This window comes from Janthinobacterium sp. C22, from assembly GCF_057919405.1.
In genome coordinates, this window is record NZ_CP193659.1 from 3,849,916 (window position 1) to 3,866,425 (window position 16,510).

Below are 16,510 nucleotides of genomic sequence, written 5' to 3' on the forward strand. Positions count from 1 at the left end.
ATCAGATCGCGCGGCGCGCCCGCAGATGCAGGTGGCGGATGGTGGCGGCGGCCGCCATCAGGATGCCGGAAGCCGTTGCCAGCACGACAATAAATGCCTTGTCGAAGGCCGAACGGGCCAGTTCCGACACTTGCAGGCCCAGTTCGGCCGGCAATTGCTCGGCGGCCAGCAGCGCCGCATCCAAGGTGTCATGCACGTTCGGCAACACGCCCGCGCTTTCCGGGATCACCAGGGTGGCGCTGTAGACGGCTGACATGATGGTGCCCAGCACCGTCACGCCGATCACGGCACCCAGCTCGTACGACACTTCCTCGATCGAGGCGGCCATGCCGGCTTGCTGGGGAGCCACGTTGAGCATCACGGCGCTCGAGGCGGCCGTCATGACGGCGCCCAGACCCAGGCCCAGGATCACCAGGCTGGCCACCTGGGCCGAGACGGCGGCGTCATGCAGCAGCAGATACGACGCCATGCCTATACCGGACAGCAACAGCGAACCCCACAAGACCTTGGCCTTGTCGGCGCGCGGCAGCATGAAACCCGTCAGCGGTCCCGCAAACACGGACGCCAGCGGCAGCGGCAACAGCAGCAAGCCCGCTTCCAGCGGCGACAACTCCCGCACCAGCTGCATGTGCTGGCTCAGCGCCAGTTCCATGCCGATCAGGGCGGCGGACGCCACCATGGCGGCGGCCACGGCGCTGGAAAACGGCAGTTCACGGAACAGGGCGAAGTCGATCAGCGGCTTGGCTTGCCGCTTCTGGCGGCGCACGAACTTCAGCATGAAGAAGGCGCCCACGGCAAACGAGGCGGCGGCCAGCGCATACGAGGGCTGCGACTTGCCCAATTCCTTGATCGCATACACGCCACCAAGCAGGCCCATCATGATTTGCAGCGAGCCCTTCAAGTCCCATGGCTTGTCGCGGTTACCGGCCCGTTTCGGCAGGACGACGGTTGCCAGTACCAAGGTCAGCAGCACGATGGGCACGTTGATCAGGAAGACGGAACCCCACCAGTAATGTTCCATCAGGAAACCACCGAGCACGGGGCCGAACGCGGCGCCGCCCGAGGCGATCGCCGCCCACACGCCGATGGCGAAGGAGCGCTCGCGGTTGTCCGTAAAGGTCAGGCGGATGATGGACAAGGTGGCCGGCATCATCAAGGCGGCGCCGATGGCCAGCAGCACGCGGGCAAAGATCAGCCATTCGGCGGCGGGCGAAAACGCGGCGCACAGCGAGGCGATGCCGAACACGGCCAGGCCGGCAAGGAAAACGGGTTTGTGGCTCAAGCGGTCACCGAGGGTGCCGAGGCCGGGCAACAGTCCGGAGACGACCAGCGCGTAGACGTTGATGATCCACAGTTTTTGCGAGGAAGTGGCCTGCAAGTCGCGCGTCAGCGCGGGCAAGGCGGTGTAGAGCACGGTCATGTCGACCACGATCAGGAACAGGGCGCTGGAGACGATGGCCAGCGTCAGCCATTTTTTCATTGGATGCATAAACAACTCATGTATTATTTAACAACTGTCGGTTTGGATGAATCTGGTGCTGCGCAAATATTTACGTTCCAGGCTGCCACGGGCCTGGCCTTGTCGGGGGCGGCGGGCGTCAGCCACGGTCGCCGTCCTTGTCATCCACGGCGGCACTCGCTGCAGTTGCGTCGAGTTCGCGCAGCATGACGACGGACACTTGCTTGAAGCCGCGTCCCTGGAAGAATGTCTGCGCCGTCAGGTTGTGCGCGCCGCATTCGAGGAACAAACGGGCGATGCCGTGGCTGCGCAACTCGCTTGCTACCCACTCCACCAGTTGGCTGCCGATGCCGCTGCCGCGCATGGAAGGCAGCAAGACCAGGTCGTCCAGCGCGGCGAACGATTTCGAAGCGCGCTGGCGCGTGTCGATGGACACCAAGGCCATGCCGACGATGGCCTCGCCGGCGGTGGCGACGGCCAGCAGGGTCGAATCGCCATGCGCCCAGTCGTGCGACAGGGCGGCGCGGATTTCGCCGCGTATGACCTCAGGCAAGTCCGCGCGCCAGTTGCCGGGCGCATCGGCCCGTTCGCCCTGCAGCTCCGAATGGGAGATATAGTCGGCGCTGACGTTGTCAAGATAGAGCTTGCACAGCGCATCTTCGGCGGTGGCGTCGTGACACCAGCTGAAGCTGATGGCGGGGGTATGGGCTTGGGCGTTTTTCATGGCGGATCTCGTGTTATTGAATTAGTAAAAGCATTTTATGTCGCCCCTGAATGGCATTCAAGTTAAAATCCATCTGTAAAACAGATAGGTGGATGCCGTGCAATGGACTTTGGAACAAATGCGTTACTTTGAAGCGGCCGTCGCGGCCGGTTCTTTCTCGGGCGCGGCGCGCCGGCTGGGCCGCGCGCAATCTGTGGTCAGCACCTCGATCGGGCTGCTGGAAGCGGAATTCGGCGTGGAACTGTTCGACCGTTCGCGCCGCAGCGCCGTGCTGACGGAAGCGGGCAAGGTGATGCACCTGGAAGCGTGCGAACTGCTGCGCCAGGCCGAGCGTTTGCAGCTGCGCGCCCAGCTGCTGAGCGAGGCGCCCGAAGCCCAGCTGACCCTGGCGCTGGACGAAGCCCTGCCCTACCTGGCTATCGGCACCTTGGTCAAGGAACTGGCGGCGCGCTACCCGGCGCTGGAACTGGTGATGCTCAACGCCACGGCGTCCGAGGTGGCGCAATACGTGGAGCAGCAACAAGCCGACGTGGCCTTCCACTTCGACCGCGGCCCAATATCGCCCGTGCTGGAACAGCAGCACATCGGCAGCGTGGCGCAAGGCGTGTTCGTGGCAAAAGGCCATCCCATGGCGCACGGCCAGGAAGTAAGCCGCAACGAGCTGACCCGCTACCGCCAGCTGATCATGGATTCCGAGCTGAACCGCGAACACGCCTTCAGCCCCGCCGTCTGGTTTTCCGACAGTTTCTACAGCATCGCGGAAATGGTCGCGGACGAGCTGGGCTGGGCGATCCTGCCGCTGAACATCGCCAATTACGACAACTACAAGGGGTATCTGCAGGAAGTGCCCTGCCCTGCGCTGGCTTTGTCACGCCTGCCGGTACGGCGCTTGTCGATCCATGGCAAGAAGCTGAGCGAGACGAGTTTGTGGCTGACGACCAGGCTGGCGGAGTTGTTGGCGGATGGGCCTAGGGGGTGAAATGCGGCATCCGTGACAGGCCGCGAGCTGTCTGCTCGATAGCTTGCGGGCGTCCCCCATTTCCGAGGAATACCAGAAGCAGATGAATTTATTTGTTTGATAGTGCGGCTATTGCTCTACCTGTTCAACCTTTCTCTTTCTTGATTTGTAAATATATAAAAAAACAAAGGCCAAGAAGATTGAAAATATAATTACTCCGTTGAAAATGAAAGGATTGCGCATTGAAAAATCAAGCAACCAGTAAGAAATCATTGCACATTCACTCAATAGGAAAAATAGCAGAGCAATAGATGTCGAGAAAAAATTACTGAAATAATTATACTCTTATCAAAATGTTTCATATATATTCAAGAGTGTTTGATACGATGAGTCATCGATACGCGGGCATGTGGCTTGCTTTTATCCTAAAACAAATAATTTCTGTCATATATAAGATTAGTCCTAAAAATTGCTGAATGGGATGATGCCGGCATACAATGCTATCTCATCTCACCTCTCTGTCGGCATCAAGCTTGCACTGCACGTCGGCATTACTGTTACAGCGAGAAGGAGCACAGCATGGACTTCAATTGGCACGGCGGCGTCATTACCCGGCACACACTCGTTGATGACAACTACCGGAACACGCAAAACGTCAGACGCTTCCTAGTTCACCAGTGTGGCCCCGAATTCAAGCTGGGCCGTGATTTCATGGCCTGGATATGCGATGGCGCCGTCAAAAACATGGGCGATGTCGCGGATGAATGGATGCGCCGACATAATCAAGCCGGTGATGCGTAAATAAACAAATATTGATAAGCACTGAAGGCTTTACATGATTCACTCAACCGTCGTAAGCAACTGGCTCACCATGGCAAAAGACGATGCCGTCGAGATTGATCCCGACGACATCAATCACGAAGCCAGGACCAATATGTGGAGCTTTTCGCCCACGGACGAGGAAACGCCGCAGATCCATGCGGCCGATATCGTTGCCTTCATCGGTGAGGTGATCGCGGCGCGCCGCAGCGCGCTCCATGGAGAAGACATGCTGTTTTACTGCTGGCACGACGCGCAATGCCGCCAGCTGCGCTTCAGCCTGGTGTCGCGCTCGCATGGGCGGCTGCCGTTTCGCTGCACGCTGCGCGAAACGCAGGATCTGGCGCTGATCGCCGAGCGCGTGGTGAACGGGGACTGGCGCAATGAGCATTATATGCAGGCGCCGTCGGAGGACTGCGACGCGCAGGAGCCGGCGCCGTTCGTCCTGCCCGTTTTCGCGGTAGCTGTGCCTTAACAGTCAGCACGCCAGGAAACGCGCGGGCCGGCAAGCGTCCAGGGCCGGCGCTGGCTCGCCAGTGACAATTTCCCCGCTGGCCAGCTGGCCCACGATGGCTGCCAGCACCACGCCCGGATGCATGGCGCATACGTACACTCCGTTGATATTTGGCAGAGAGCCGATGACGGGCACGCCGTCTGCGGGCATGGGGCGCAGGCCGACGCAGGCGAATTCCGGCGCGATGGCCTCCGCCCCCTCCAGTTCTTCCCGGATCGCGCTGGCCGTGCGTAGCGCGATGGCGGCCGGCTGGTTTTCCGGCGCGTCGTCCACGTAATCTTCCGCTGCCAGCATGGTCCCGTCCTCGGCTTGCCGCACTTCCATTGCATGGCTGGAAATGATGCCGCGCACGAGGCCCGGCGGCGCCTGGTAGCGCAGGAAGATAGCGGGCGAGGCGTGGATCGGCAGGCTGGCGCCCAGCTTTTCCGTCAGGCTGGCCGTGCCCGTGCCTGCCGCCAGCACGACCATATCAGCCTCGATAAGGTCCGCAGCCGTTTCCACGCCCGTCACCTTCGCGTCCTCGGTTGCAAAGCCCAGCACGGGCGTGTGCGTGCGGACCGTCGCGCCGAGCGCCTCGGCCGCTGCCAGCAAGGCGTATGTCGCGGCAACGGCATCGAGGGCGCCCTGTTCCGGTTCGTGGACGGCCTGTTGCGGCGGCCGCCGCAGTTGCGGTTCAAGCCGGGCGATGCGCGAGCGGTCTATCAAGATGGATGCGGGCGACACGCGCCCATCTTGCGTGCCATACGACAAGGCGCCGTGCCAGCGTACCGTCAAGCCCGGCACCTGCGTTTCCAGCTGGCGCCAAGCGGCGATGGCGTCGCCGCGCAGGGCCGCAATGGGGTCCGGCCCCGCGCAGGACGTGTTAATCCAGGCAAACGAGGTGCCCGTCACGCCGGACGCGATGCCGCCCGCCTCGAGCACGGTGACTTGTGCTCCCTTGCTGGCCAGGTGGTATGCGAGCGACGCGCCGACGATGCCGGCGCCGATGACGATGATGCGTGCTGGACGTTTGGGGCTTTCCTGATTCATCTCTGCCAACTTTGTTTATTTATCACAGGATAGAGTCTACCCCAGCCGCCCGCAACTCCAGCGCATAGGCATGGCCATCGACAACATTGCCTTCCACCAGGGCAATATCGGGCACGGCCATTCCCTGCACGAAACCGCAGCGTTCCAGCACGCGGATCGACGCCGCATTGCCGTCGATGGCGTAGGCGCACAGGCTGGCCAGCTGCCATTCGTTTTGCGCCAGATCAATCAAATGGCGCAGCGCGGCCGTGGCCAGGCCCTTGCCCGCTTGCTGCTCGCCGATGCGGTAGCCGACTTCGGCCGTTTGCGTCTGCCCGTCGATATCCTTGAGGTTGGCGCGCCCGATCAATTGTCCATGTTCGTCCAAGATGATGCAGGGGTGCAAGCGTCCCTGTGCATGTTCGTCCAGGAATTGCGCGACGTGCGCGGCAATGCCGTCGACGCTGTAAAAATCGTCGGGGCGCCGGTCGATATGGCGCTCGAACCAGGCCCGGTTGGCTTGCTCGAAAGCAAGCAAGGGCGCGGCATCGTCGGGGCGCAGGGTGCGAATGGTGTGTGTACTCATGGAGACTCCTGGAAAGGCATGAGTCTAGTGATGCGCCGCCCGACCCGTCAATCTTGATTCCATCAATCAATATAAAGTGACAGCCGCTACAATGGCCGCCATGAACAACGATCTGTCCGCTGCCGAGGCCGCGCGCCTCTTGAACGTCAGCCTGCCCACCCTGTATTCCTATGTGAGCCGGGGCTTGCTGGCCTCCGTCAGCAATGGCGCAGCGCGCCGCAAGCGCTATCCGCAGGAAGACGTGCTGCGCCTGGCGGCCCGCAAGAACGACGCCAAGCGCGGTGGTCAGACAGCCGTTGCCGCCATGCACTGGGGCTTGCCCGTGCTGGAGACGCGGATTTCCCATATTCTCGATGGGCGACTGCTGTACCGGGGCTGCGATGCGACGGCGCTGGCCGAGTCCGCGACGCTGGAAGCGACTGCTAGCCTGCTGTGGGACGATAACGCGAGCGACCATTTTCAGCAGGACGCGCCGGCCCTGCCGCAAGGGTTGACCTGCGCACCTGAAGCGCCGCCGCTGGCGCGCGCCATGCTCGCCATGGCCATGCTGACGACGGCGGACATGGCGCACTCGCCGCAATCCGGCCCCGCCTTGATGCGCCTGCTGGCCGCCGCCCTGCTCCGGACGGCGCCGTCCGCACTGCCGCTGCACTTGCAGCTGGCGCAAGCGTGGCAAGCCGATGCGGAGCAAACTGAGTTGCTGCGCGCCACCCTCGTGCTGCTGGCCGACCATGAATTGAACGCGTCGACCTTTGCCGTGCGCTGCGTCGCCTCGGCGGGTGCCAGCCTGCCCGCCGCGCTGATGGGCGGGCTGGCGGCCTTGTCTGGCGACAAGCACGGCGGCGGCAGCGCGGCGGCCAGGTGCATGTTGACGCAGGCGCTGGGCGCACCGGATGCCAGGGCCGCCATCGGCGCCTATTACAAGACCGTCGCGCCGGAATTCGCCGGTTTTGGCCACCCGTTGTATCCAGGCGGCGACCCGCGCGCCGCGTATCTGCTGGAAATCCTGTCGAGAATGGCGCACGAGAAACCGGAACTGGCCGCCATCCTGGCCGTTTGCGCCACGGCAGGCGAGCTGCTCGATGCCAGGCCGAACGCCGACCTGGCGCTGGCCGCCATGGAGCTGGCGTTCGGCTGGCCCGAGGGCGCCGGCATGAGCGTGTTTGCGCTAGCCCGCTCCGCCGGATGGATCGCGCATGCCGCCGAGCAAGCGGCCAGCGCGGCCCTGATACGGCCGAGAGCCCGCTATGTGGGGCGCCATCATCGCGATTAGAAATCAAAGTTCAGAATGCGTTGTGAATTGCCACTCAGGTCAGCATATATGACACTATCGGTTTGGTAATTTTTCACTATACGTAACGCTGGTTTGCCTATCTGTAGCGGCTCGCGTTTGAAAAGGGCCATGCTTGCATTCGACGCCGTTTTCGGCTCGAATTAACTGCAAATGAACGTAGGGTCGTGCTCACGCTATCTGCAAACATGCTTGCAATCGACGGCGCCAGCTCGCATTCGACGGCAGCAAGCTCACGCTAACTGCAAATGAAATGCTTGCGTTGACCGATTGAATCCGCAACCCAGAGCAGTTATTGAATTGCATTAAGTGGGACTGGGGTAAACCCTCCTTTAAATCCCTGTCAGCTTATCGGATTGCGCGCCATCACGATCCACGCCGCACCGTCGATCATCACCGACCGCTCGCCAGGGAGGCCCGCGAAGACGGCACGAACCGCGGCCGAGGCGCGGGCGCGGATGTCGTCTGGCTGATCAGCGAGCGCACGCGACAGCGGGCCGACCTCGAGCGCCATCTTCACCGCGTCGTCGATTGCAGCGTCCCGCGTCCCGCCCTCGCCGAACGGGACGGCAGTATCGAAGGGCGCGATAGCGATATCGGTGAAACCGGCTGCCGTCAGGATGCACGCCACCCGCCCCTGGTCGCCGAACGAAAATGGGCCGGGCCCTTCAGGATCGGGCAGCGCGGTCAGCGGGACGATGCTCTTGATCGCGCCGATCGGCAGGCGCATCCAATCGTTCTCGGCAACGCCGCGCCAGCAAACGAAAGCGACCCGCCCACCCGGCCGGAGCGCGCGTCGCAAGTGGGCGAACGCCCTTGTCGGATCGTCGAAGAACATCACCCCGAAACGCGAAAACAGGATGTCGAACGCGCCTTCGGGCAACTCGGCGCTGCTGGCATCGGCTACCTGGAACAGGGCCGGCGTATCCTGTGGCGCAAGCGTGCGCGCGCAGCCGATCAACGCTTCGGATATGTCCACGCCCAGCACGTGGCCCTCCGCGCCGACGCGGGCGGCCAGAGCCAGACTCGACGCGCCCGCGCCGCAGCCGACGTCCAGCACGCGCTCGCCCGTCGCGGGCGCGGCGGCTTCGATCGCGGCTTGGCCGAACACCGCCACCATGGCATCAAGCCGGGCCTGGTTTGCGACCCAGCGCTCCCCGCTTTGATCATTCCAGTCGCCGACCTGATAGGTATTTTTCTCTGTCATGCTATCTCCTTGTTCTGATTCGTTCTTAACTCGTCCCCTTTTATCGAGGCAGGGGGATGACACGAGTCGGCCCCGCGCCGCGCTCCGTTCCGCAATCGCCTCGGGGGTCTCGAGGTGTTGGAAGTGGCCGACGTCGGGGACGAGCGCCATTGCGTGCCGGGCGGCGAACCCGATGTCGGTCGTCGACCTACTCGGGGAGGATGTGGCCGTCGTTGGTGCCGTGAAGCTGCAACAGGGGCACCGCGATCGGCTGAGACATGCGGCGCGTCGCCCCAAGCATGCCGGGTCGCAGCATCGCCCGGCAGTACTATAGAGGCGCGGGCATGCTCGTCCGCAGGCGCTCTTGTAGCTCCGCCTGGAGAGCGGGATCGCGGGCGGTGGCCACCCAGCCGCTTCCAGACAGTTGAAGCAGCCCCATGTACCAGCTCCGGCGTAGCTGGGCGGGGATCGTCAGCTGGCTCATGACCGTGAGTGGGTAAGGGATTGCGAGCGCGACGGCGCGTTCGAACCGCTCCGCCGCCAACCCCGACAGCAGCGCTCCCGGATAGATGAAAGGCGGAGGGAAGCGCACACCCGTGCTGCCGGGTTCGATGGCCATGCTCATCTCAAATCTGTGCTTTCAGACCAGCAGCGATTGCTGTACGGAGATACCCGCCGTCGCGCCCTGCGATATGGCCGTGGTGACCGAGGCCATGGCTGGGTTTGCAAGATCGCCGGCGGCGTAGATGCCGGGTATGCTGGTTTCGCGGCGCTCGTCGACCTTGAGGGCGATGCCCAGGGGCGTATCGAGCGTGGCGAGGCCCAGTGATTCATGCAGTCTTGCAGACGGCTTGTTGCGCGGATGCGCGAACAGGATGTCGACCGCGACATTGGGGGCGCTAGCGAGCTTGACAGTGGCATTATGGCCTCCGTGTCGGGCGATTTCCGTGATCTGGCCATCGACGACAGGTATGTTGCGGCGCGCCAGATCGGCCCGGATATCGGGTGGAATGTCGTGACCATCGGCGAAGACCGTCAGCGTCTCTGTCCAATCGCGGTACAGCCTGACATAATTGTGCGACTGCGGACCGGACCAGACGAGGCCCCAGTGCTGGCCGGCGACTTCAAAGCCGTCGCAATAGGGGCAAGGCACAATGGACGTGCCCCAGCCTTCGGCGAAGCCCGGGACATCAGGCATCTGGTCGACGACGCCATAGCTCAGGATCAGGCGGCGTGCCCTTAGACTTTCGTTATCGTCAGTGACGACGCAGAAATCGTCGATTGCGCCGGAGATGCTGTCGGCCCGGGCAGTGACCAGCCTGATAGTCGGATAGCGCGCCAGCTGCTGCCGCGCCTCGACCAGGATGTCCAGCGGCGGCTTGTGATCGTGGCCGAGCAGGCCATGTGAATGGCCGGCAAAGCGGTTGCGCGGCCGGCAAGTGTCGAGGACCGTGACTTTGCGGCGGGCACGGCCGAGCTGCAGGGCGGCGGCGAGGCCGGCAAAGCTGCCGCCGATGATGATGACGTCATTCATGGTGATGGGCTCCGTGTGTGGATGAAGGGTGGGCTGCGCCTGGCGCGCGATAACCTGCCCATTGGGTTTGCACCTTTCGGATACTTCATGGTATCCTAATTAAAGAATTGGATACTGTCAAGTACTGGAATTTTTATGACTGAAAAAATCAGGGCCGGCGCGGCCGGCCCGCCAACGAGGCGCTTGGTCAAACGATCGCCGACGCCGCGTGCGAACTTTTTGTGGAATTGGGTTTTCAAGCGACGACAATGGACAAGGTCGCCCAGCGGGCGAAGATATCCAAGCTAAGCATCTATCGGCACTTCGAGAACAAGGAGGCGCTGTTTAGCGCTGCCATCGCGGCCCGCTGCCATCAGTTTGCGCCACAGGCCCTGTTTGAAGGCGTCGACGGTTCGGCCGCGGATCAGCTCATGGCGGTGGGGTCATCCCTGCTTCGCACGTTCTTGAGTCCGGACGTCCGTCGTGTCGAAGCCATGATCTTGATCGACAAGACAAATCAAAAGTCGTTAAGCAAGCTCCAATACGAAGCCGGCCCCGCCCATGTCATCGCCCAAATCGAGGCCCTGTTGCGTCGGTTGCACGCGAGGGCGGTTCTGAACGTGCCCGACCCTCTCCTGTCCGCCCGCTTGTTTGCCGCGCTTTTGAAGGGCTCCGATCTGCTGATCATCGCACGCTTCAATGATGCGATAGCGGAGGACGACAACGAAATCGAATCCTATTGCCGCTCGGCCGTCGCCATGTTCATCGCCGCGCACGGTGGCAACGACCACGCGGGCAGATAAGCATTTGATTGCTTCGGGCAGCTTGGCCTGGGCAAATCTACCGACTCAAACTGAGGAATAACGGCAGGGTGGGAAAACCTTGTGATGCCAGTGTCGGCTCTTGGCCTATTGCGTTGAAAAACTCCAGTTGAGCACGCGACCTTCATGATTTGCCGCTGTCTAAGCAAAGAAAAGACGCAGGCTGCGATGATGGGACGTCAGGAGACCAAACGGGAGCTGTTCGTATTGATTAGTCTAAACGAATACGTTCCCGAAGACCATCTACTGAGAGCGGTGGACCAGTACCTCGACCTGAGCGAGTTTCGCGAGAACTTGGCTCAGTCATACAGCCATACCGGTCGACCATCAGTCGATCCCGAGCTAATGGCCCGTATGCTGATCATTGGCTAATGATACCGTCATTTGCAGTTAATTCGAGCCGGAATCGGCGTCGAATGCGAGCACGGACGGTTTGAAACGCGAGCTGCTACACCTATCCAGGATCGTGGAAATCATGGCCGCCATAACTTGGGAAGGTTCCATGCGCAGAAAATTAGTCATATCGCTGATTGCATTACCGTTGTTCGGCTGTGTGAAGCCCGAACCGGAAAATCTGACCGACTGGACGCAACTTGCATTGGTTGGCAAGACTTTGACATTGATCGACCCGGATCTGCAGCAAATTTTCTAGTTCGACAAGGACGCAATAGTGCGCGCGACTTTTGGCCGCAAAGGCGGTCCTGTCTCGGGCCCTATTCTGTACTGGCGGATCACAGACAAAATGCTGCTTATTTCGATTTTTCCGGATTCTAACGTTGTTGACACATTTAGTAACCCCGTAATGCAGGGTGCCAATATTATTGCGACCCGTAGGTCATGCGCAAAGGCAGTCTTCATCCTGGCGAATTCCCCGTAGACCGCCAGTGGACATTTGCCTCCCGCTGGTACTTGAACATCGATGCTTGCTTTATTACGCATACGTAGTAGTATACTCCGCATGCGTATCAATACCTCTCCCCAATCCGACCTTCCCGATGCCGCCGCCTGCCCGCTGGGCGAGCGTTCGCCGCGCCTGTTCAATCTGCTCAACCTGGCCCGCCAGAACCTGTTCCGCTCGGCCGACGCCGTGTTCACCAGCGAACTGGGCTTTTCCGGCACGCAAGTCGTCGCCCTGTTTGCCCTGAAGGGCGAGGAAGGCTGCCAATTGAAGGATCTGGGGCGGGCGCTGCAGCTGAAAAACTCGGCCGTGACAGGCCTGGTGACGCGCATGGAAGAAAACGGCCTGATCGTGCGCGGCCAGTCGGCGCTCGACGCGCGCGCCGGCACCCTGCACATGTCGGCCAAGGGCGGCGAGGTGCTGGCTCATGCCCTGCCCCTGCTCGACAGCCTGAACGAACAACTGAAGCAAGGTTTCAGCGAGGAAGAATTGGCCATCGTCGCCCGCTTCCTGCTGCACGCCTCGCGCCTGCGTTTTGCGCAGGACGTCTGACTCATCCCCACATCACCACCACAGGAGTTACCCATGCACCCGAAAGACATGACAGGCTTGCAACTGATGCAAGCATTCGCGCAAGGCCTGTTCCCCCGGCCCGGCATTTCCAAGACCATGCCCATGGATGCGCACACGATCGAGCACGGCAGAGTCATCTTCACGGCCACGGCGAATGAAAACCACACGAATCCCATGGGCGGCGTGCACGGCGGTTTCGCTGCCACCGTGCTCGACACGGTCACGGGCTGCGCCACGCACACGGTCTTGCCGGCCGGCGAAAGCTACGGCACGACAGACCTGAACATCAAGATGTGCCGTCCCCTGCCCTTCAACGTGACAGTCTTTGCGGAAGGCAAGGTCATCAATGCGGGCCGCAACCTGGTCATTTCGGAAGGCACAATCCGCGACGAAGCGGGCAAAGTGTACGCGCACGCGACGGCCACCTGCATGATCATCCGGCCGCGGGAGCGAGCGGCCGCTTGATATTGATCGGCGCCATGGCCGAAGCCTGGTTCATCCTGGCCGTCTGCTTTCGGCCTATTGCGTTGAAAAACTCCAGTTGAGCACGCGACCTTCATGATTTGCCGCTGTCTAAGCAAAGAAAAGACGGAGGCTGCGATGATGGGACGTCAGGAGACCAAACGGGAGCTGTTCGTGTTGATTAGTCTAAACGAATACGTTCCCGAAGACCATCTACTGAGAGCGGTGGACCAGTACCTCGACCTGAGTGAGTTTCGCGAGAACTTGGCTCAGTCATACAGCCATACCGGTCGACCATCAGTCGATCCCGAGCTAATGGCCCGCATGCTGATCATTGGCTACTGCTACGGCATACGTTCCGAGCGGAGGCTGTGCGAAGAAGTCGGCATGAATCTGGCATACCGCTGGTTCTGCCGGCTGGGCCTGAAGGACAAGGTGCCGGATCACTCAAGTTTTTCCAAAAATAGACACGGCCGCTTTCGCGATCACGATGCATTTCGCCAGCTATTCGATTCGGTTCTTCGGCGTTGTATGGCAGAAGGCCTGGTACAGGGCGAAGGGTTTGCAACCGACGCCAGCATGATCAAGGCTGACGCCCAGCGGCAACGTTCCTGTTCAGGCGATTCCGCTATTGATTGGGGTGATCCTGAGCAGGCAAGTCGACCGGTGCGAGAATATCTGGCAGCTTTGGAGCAAGCTAATCCAGTGCCGCCCAAAAGAATTTCGCTGACCGATCCGTCTGCAACCTGGACTGCCGCTGCAGGGCCAGCTATTTTTGCCTACTCAACAAATTACCTGATCGATTTGAAAGCGGGAATGATTGTCGATGTCGAGGCATCAGCCGTCAACAAGATAGCCGAGGTGGAAGCGACCAAAACGATGATCAACCGGGTTGAGGAGAAATTCGCTATCAAGCCACAGCGATTGGTGGGCGATACGAATTACGGTGTGGCTGCAATGCTGGGATGGCTGGTTGATGAAAAGAAGATCGCCCCGCACGTTCCTGTCTGGGATAAATCCGATCATCACGACGGCACTTTCAGCCGTACCGATTTCATTTTCGATAGAGAAAACAATCGTTATGTTTGCCCTGCTGGCAAGTACTTGAAACCCGCTCAGCGTAGCCAGCAGAAAAACCCATTTCGCTATCGGGCCAGCCTGTATGACTGCCAGGCCTGCCAGTTCAAATCGAAATGCTGTCCCAATATGGATATCCGTAAGATCGATCGTAGCCCACATGAACCTGCACGCGACGTGGCACGAGCCATTGGTAAGACCGACGCTTATCGACAATCGCGTAGAGAACGGAAAAAGGTCGAGATGCTATTTGCCCACCTCAAACGCATCCTTAAACTCGGCCAGTTGCGCTTGCGCGGCCCTAGTGGCGCCCACGATGAGTTTCTGCTGGCAGCGACGGCACAAAATCTGCGGCGAATGGCCAAAAAGCTGCTGCCGCCAAGACAGAGCGTGAAACTCGTGAGGCGTTAAGCGAGCCCAGCAACGCCACTGCGTACAATTTTCCTGTACATTTATTGCATTGTGAGAGGTCTTGCCCAAGAGTTTTTCAACACAATAGGCCAGAAGCGGACGGTCAAACGTAATTTACGCCAGCAGGCGATTGAAGGACATTTCGTGTCGAATCTTTCGATTCTTGAGCGGCTGGAGAACTCGCTAGAGGCTTACGCCGCAGGTAGTTTGACTCGTGCTGTGTTCGTAGATTTCCTCAGAAATAGAATTCATGCGCTTGAAGGCGTACCACTCACTGATAGCTTTCGGCGTGCCATCCTGCCCTCCGGCCGGGCCGGAGAGCGTACATGCCCTTGAACCGGCCCTACGATCAGATTGAGCTCTGCCGTGCCAGCCAATTCAATATCGCCTGGTTGGTTTCTTCCGGCTTTTCCTGCTGGATCCAGTGACCGCAATCCAAACTGATCACGTCCACATTGGGCACGAACTTTGCCAGTCTTTCTGATTTGAGAACCACATCACGGTCCCCATAAATCATGAGCGTAGGTTGATGGATGACAGGGTCCACATCCGCCAATAGGTGCCAGTTGCGGTCGAGATTCCTGTACCAGTTAATACTGCCCGTGAACCCAGTTTTTTCGAAGGCCGAGACGAAAACGGCTAATTCGCTGTCGCTCATCAAAGGCTCGCCGAGTGGAGTTTCTGCTCTGGCCAGATTGATCATTGCCATGCCCGGCTCGGGTTCCTTGAGTGGCACGTTTTTCCGGTACAGGTTGCGCAGGAACCGGAAGGTATTGTCGTCCAATATGGCGTCCGCGACACCCGGCTTTCGATTGAAATGGACAAAGTAATAGTCGCTGCCCAAGATTTGCTCAAGGACTTCGATCCAGGGGCTTGCGCCACGCTCCTGGTAAGGCAGGCTTAGATTTATCACTTTGTTTACGCGGTCCGGATAGAGCAGGGTCAGCCCCCAAACGACCATTGCACCCCAGTCATGACCGACGAAGGTCGCATCCTGGTATCCGTAGTGATCGAGAAGAGCGACAAGATCGCCCGACAGATTTCGAATGTCATAGTCCGTCACTTCGGCCGGATGGGACGAATTGCCGTAGCCCCGCTGGTTGGGGATGATGACATGGTAGCCCGCCGCGACAAGGGCGGGAATCTGATTGCGCCAGGTAAAGGCGTGCTCAGGCCAGCCGTGACAGAGTACGATTGGATTTCCGCCATTTTGTCGGCCTGCTTCAAAGACTTCCAGTACCACGCCGTTGACTGGAACAAACGTAGGCTTGGGAAAATGGGTTGTGGTTGACATTAGTATTTCCTTTATTTGGTCGTCCCGGGTGATCAAGCGACTCATTCCGTTGTGGAGTGCCCGCTCTTTCCTGTCCTCGGGTTTAATGGGTGTGCACGGCAGTTTCGACGGCAACACTGATATATTAAAATCCAATGGTGCCAAATACTGGCACCATTTAAGGGTAGGATGAGACATGAATCTTCGCCTTCGACATGACGCCATCGTACGCAGCCTTCGCCGCAACAGCACTTCGACAGTCGGAGCACTGGCGGAGGAGATTGGCGTATCCAGGCGGACGGTGTTGCGTGACATCAGCGCGCTGCGCGATGAGGGCTTTGTCATTTATTCCGAACCGGGTCGCGGCGGTGGCCTGCAACTTAATTTGCAATCGGTTCAGACCACGCCGCGTCTCTCGGTCGCCGAGGTCTTTGCGCTGCTTGTCAGCGTTGCATCAATGCGGGCAGCCATGAATATACCGTTTTCAGGTCTTGCAGATGCCGGGCTGGCCAAGATTGAGCAGGCCCTGCCGCCCGACAAGGTGCACGACCTGCGCCGGTTTCTGGACTGCCTGTATGTCGGGCAGCTTTCACCACTGGTGGATATATCAGATATGAAAGCGATGGAGCCGACCTTGCTGCCCGCATTCGAGCAAGCTTTTCTCCAGCGGCTGCACCTGGGTTTCCAATATAGTGACGCAAAAGGGGGCGTAACCAATCGAGTTGTTGAACCGCAAGCCATGCTCATCTTGCCACCGCTCTGGTATTTAGTGGCCTGGGATCCTGCGCGCGAGGACTTCCGTCATTTTCGAATGGACCGGATCAGCAGACCGGAATGCATCCAGGGCGCACCGTTTCGCCGGCGGCGTGTGCTATTCGGGGATAGCGTCTCCCCGATCCGTGATTTACCTCGTTGACGTAGTTCTGACAGCCGCTAG

At 60.1% G+C, this 16,510-nt stretch carries 18 protein-coding genes and 1 pseudogene; 11 read left to right on the forward strand and 8 right to left on the reverse strand.

What is annotated here, in order from left to right; translation table 11 throughout:
* Position 1 precedes the first annotated feature (1 nt).
* Entirely contained in the window at positions 2–1,480 is a 1,479-nt protein-coding gene (locus ACRHIG_RS18155; protein WP_489630826.1) for an MFS transporter, read from the reverse strand.
* A gap of 118 nt (positions 1,481–1,598) precedes the next feature.
* Positions 1,599–2,183 (reverse strand): GNAT family N-acetyltransferase, encoded by a 585-nt coding sequence (locus ACRHIG_RS18160; RefSeq protein WP_489627361.1) that lies wholly within the window; start codon positions 2,181–2,183, stop codon positions 1,599–1,601.
* A gap of 118 nt (positions 2,184–2,301) precedes the next feature.
* Between ACRHIG_RS18160 and ACRHIG_RS18165 the strand changes: the two genes are divergently transcribed.
* The 3 genes from ACRHIG_RS18165 to ACRHIG_RS18175 all read left to right on the forward strand — a co-directional run bounded on the left by ACRHIG_RS18165 (position 2,302) and on the right by ACRHIG_RS18175 (position 4,435).
* Positions 2,302–3,162 (forward strand): LysR family transcriptional regulator, encoded by an 861-nt coding sequence (locus ACRHIG_RS18165; protein ID WP_489627362.1) that lies wholly within the window; start codon positions 2,302–2,304, stop codon positions 3,160–3,162.
* A 558-nt stretch (positions 3,163–3,720) separates the two neighbouring features.
* Positions 3,721–3,942 carry a DUF6434 domain-containing protein gene (locus ACRHIG_RS18170; protein WP_489627363.1) on the forward strand — a complete coding sequence of 74 codons (222 nt, stop codon included), beginning with the start codon at positions 3,721–3,723 and terminating at the stop codon, positions 3,940–3,942.
* Between the two features lie 70 nt (positions 3,943–4,012).
* Positions 4,013–4,435, forward strand: a complete 423-nt coding sequence (locus ACRHIG_RS18175; protein ID WP_475415073.1) for a hypothetical protein — start codon at positions 4,013–4,015, stop codon at positions 4,433–4,435.
* Between the two features lie 3 nt (positions 4,436–4,438).
* Here the strand turns inward: ACRHIG_RS18175 and ACRHIG_RS18180 are convergent, their stop codons facing one another.
* Together ACRHIG_RS18180 and ACRHIG_RS18185 are read right to left on the reverse strand one after the other, a co-directional pair.
* A complete protein-coding gene (locus ACRHIG_RS18180; protein WP_489627364.1) occupies positions 4,439–5,503 on the reverse strand; it encodes an NAD(P)/FAD-dependent oxidoreductase in 1,065 nt (354 codons plus the stop codon).
* 22 nt (positions 5,504–5,525) lie between these two features.
* Positions 5,526–6,068, reverse strand: coding sequence for a GNAT family N-acetyltransferase (locus ACRHIG_RS18185; RefSeq protein WP_475415071.1), 543 nt, complete (start codon positions 6,066–6,068; stop codon positions 5,526–5,528).
* A 100-nt stretch (positions 6,069–6,168) separates the two neighbouring features.
* Here ACRHIG_RS18185 and ACRHIG_RS18190 point away from each other — a divergent pair, with 100 nt between their 5' ends.
* Positions 6,169–7,341 carry a citrate synthase family protein gene (locus ACRHIG_RS18190; protein WP_489627365.1) on the forward strand — a complete coding sequence of 391 codons (1,173 nt, stop codon included), beginning with the start codon at positions 6,169–6,171 and terminating at the stop codon, positions 7,339–7,341.
* 361 nt (positions 7,342–7,702) lie between these two features.
* Here the strand turns inward: ACRHIG_RS18190 and ACRHIG_RS18195 are convergent, their stop codons facing one another.
* The 3 genes from ACRHIG_RS18195 to ACRHIG_RS18205 form a co-directional block, all read right to left on the reverse strand.
* Positions 7,703–8,566 (reverse strand): class I SAM-dependent methyltransferase, encoded by an 864-nt coding sequence (locus ACRHIG_RS18195; RefSeq protein WP_489627366.1) that lies wholly within the window; start codon positions 8,564–8,566, stop codon positions 7,703–7,705.
* A gap of 307 nt (positions 8,567–8,873) precedes the next feature.
* Positions 8,874–9,164 (reverse strand): hypothetical protein, encoded by a 291-nt coding sequence (locus ACRHIG_RS18200; RefSeq protein WP_489627367.1) that lies wholly within the window; start codon positions 9,162–9,164, stop codon positions 8,874–8,876.
* Between the two features lie 21 nt (positions 9,165–9,185).
* Positions 9,186–10,079, reverse strand: a complete 894-nt coding sequence (locus ACRHIG_RS18205; protein ID WP_489627368.1) for an NAD(P)/FAD-dependent oxidoreductase — start codon at positions 10,077–10,079, stop codon at positions 9,186–9,188.
* A 194-nt stretch (positions 10,080–10,273) separates the two neighbouring features.
* On the opposite strand from ACRHIG_RS18205, the gene ACRHIG_RS18210 reads away from it, so the two are divergent.
* The 6 genes and pseudogenes from ACRHIG_RS18210 to ACRHIG_RS18235 all read left to right on the forward strand — a co-directional run bounded on the left by ACRHIG_RS18210 (position 10,274) and on the right by ACRHIG_RS18235 (position 14,300).
* Positions 10,274–10,861, forward strand: coding sequence for a TetR/AcrR family transcriptional regulator (locus ACRHIG_RS18210; RefSeq protein ID WP_489630827.1), 588 nt, complete (start codon positions 10,274–10,276; stop codon positions 10,859–10,861).
* Positions 10,862–11,047: 186 nt separating this feature from the next.
* Positions 11,048–11,248 (forward strand): annotated as a pseudogene (locus tag ACRHIG_RS18215) (transposase); the annotation flags it as partial.
* A 106-nt stretch (positions 11,249–11,354) separates the two neighbouring features.
* Complete coding sequence (locus ACRHIG_RS18220; RefSeq protein WP_489627369.1) at positions 11,355–11,531, forward strand: hypothetical protein; 177 nt, start codon at positions 11,355–11,357, stop codon at positions 11,529–11,531.
* A gap of 306 nt (positions 11,532–11,837) precedes the next feature.
* Entirely contained in the window at positions 11,838–12,329 is a 492-nt protein-coding gene (locus tag ACRHIG_RS18225; RefSeq protein ID WP_489627370.1) for a MarR family winged helix-turn-helix transcriptional regulator, read from the forward strand.
* A gap of 33 nt (positions 12,330–12,362) precedes the next feature.
* Complete coding sequence (locus ACRHIG_RS18230; protein ID WP_489627371.1) at positions 12,363–12,815, forward strand: PaaI family thioesterase; 453 nt, start codon at positions 12,363–12,365, stop codon at positions 12,813–12,815.
* Positions 12,816–12,950: 135 nt separating this feature from the next.
* Positions 12,951–14,300, forward strand: coding sequence for a transposase (locus tag ACRHIG_RS18235; protein WP_489627372.1), 1,350 nt, complete (start codon positions 12,951–12,953; stop codon positions 14,298–14,300).
* A 349-nt stretch (positions 14,301–14,649) separates the two neighbouring features.
* Here ACRHIG_RS18235 and ACRHIG_RS18240 read toward each other — a convergent pair whose 3' ends face one another.
* Positions 14,650–15,594 (reverse strand): alpha/beta fold hydrolase, encoded by a 945-nt coding sequence (locus tag ACRHIG_RS18240; protein WP_475417939.1) that lies wholly within the window; start codon positions 15,592–15,594, stop codon positions 14,650–14,652.
* Positions 15,595–15,769: 175 nt separating this feature from the next.
* Here ACRHIG_RS18240 and ACRHIG_RS18245 point away from each other — a divergent pair, with 175 nt between their 5' ends.
* On the forward strand, positions 15,770–16,489 hold the full coding sequence (locus ACRHIG_RS18245; protein WP_475417938.1) for a helix-turn-helix transcriptional regulator: 720 nt from the start codon (positions 15,770–15,772) through the stop codon (positions 16,487–16,489).
* Positions 16,490–16,510 lie beyond the last annotated feature (21 nt).

What these genes read in the sequence shown, in the direction of transcription:
- ACRHIG_RS18225 (WP_489627370.1), top strand. Translation starts at nt 11,838, where the DNA reads ATGCGTATCAATACCTCTCCCCAATCCGACCTTCCCGATGCCGCCGCC.
- ACRHIG_RS18220 (WP_489627369.1), top strand. Translation starts at nt 11,355, where the DNA reads ATGGCCGCCATAACTTGGGAAGGTTCCATGCGCAGAAAATTAGTCATA.
- ACRHIG_RS18160 (WP_489627361.1), bottom strand. Translation starts at nt 2,183, where the DNA reads ATGAAAAACGCCCAAGCCCATACCCCCGCCATCAGCTTCAGCTGGTGT.
- ACRHIG_RS18235 (WP_489627372.1), top strand. Translation starts at nt 12,951, where the DNA reads ATGATGGGACGTCAGGAGACCAAACGGGAGCTGTTCGTGTTGATTAGT.
- ACRHIG_RS18155 (WP_489630826.1), bottom strand. Translation starts at nt 1,480, where the DNA reads ATGAAAAAATGGCTGACGCTGGCCATCGTCTCCAGCGCCCTGTTCCTG.
- ACRHIG_RS18205 (WP_489627368.1), bottom strand. Translation starts at nt 10,079, where the DNA reads ATGAATGACGTCATCATCATCGGCGGCAGCTTTGCCGGCCTCGCCGCC.
- ACRHIG_RS18165 (WP_489627362.1), top strand. Translation starts at nt 2,302, where the DNA reads ATGCGTTACTTTGAAGCGGCCGTCGCGGCCGGTTCTTTCTCGGGCGCG.
- ACRHIG_RS18170 (WP_489627363.1), top strand. Translation starts at nt 3,721, where the DNA reads ATGGACTTCAATTGGCACGGCGGCGTCATTACCCGGCACACACTCGTT.
- ACRHIG_RS18200 (WP_489627367.1), bottom strand. Translation starts at nt 9,164, where the DNA reads ATGGCCATCGAACCCGGCAGCACGGGTGTGCGCTTCCCTCCGCCTTTC.
- ACRHIG_RS18230 (WP_489627371.1), top strand. Translation starts at nt 12,363, where the DNA reads ATGCACCCGAAAGACATGACAGGCTTGCAACTGATGCAAGCATTCGCG.
- ACRHIG_RS18240 (WP_475417939.1), bottom strand. Translation starts at nt 15,594, where the DNA reads ATGTCAACCACAACCCATTTTCCCAAGCCTACGTTTGTTCCAGTCAAC.
- ACRHIG_RS18195 (WP_489627366.1), bottom strand. Translation starts at nt 8,566, where the DNA reads ATGACAGAGAAAAATACCTATCAGGTCGGCGACTGGAATGATCAAAGC.
- ACRHIG_RS18175 (WP_475415073.1), top strand. Translation starts at nt 4,013, where the DNA reads ATGGCAAAAGACGATGCCGTCGAGATTGATCCCGACGACATCAATCAC.
- ACRHIG_RS18180 (WP_489627364.1), bottom strand. Translation starts at nt 5,503, where the DNA reads ATGAATCAGGAAAGCCCCAAACGTCCAGCACGCATCATCGTCATCGGC.
- ACRHIG_RS18245 (WP_475417938.1), top strand. Translation starts at nt 15,770, where the DNA reads ATGAATCTTCGCCTTCGACATGACGCCATCGTACGCAGCCTTCGCCGC.
- ACRHIG_RS18190 (WP_489627365.1), top strand. Translation starts at nt 6,169, where the DNA reads ATGAACAACGATCTGTCCGCTGCCGAGGCCGCGCGCCTCTTGAACGTC.
- ACRHIG_RS18185 (WP_475415071.1), bottom strand. Translation starts at nt 6,068, where the DNA reads ATGAGTACACACACCATTCGCACCCTGCGCCCCGACGATGCCGCGCCC.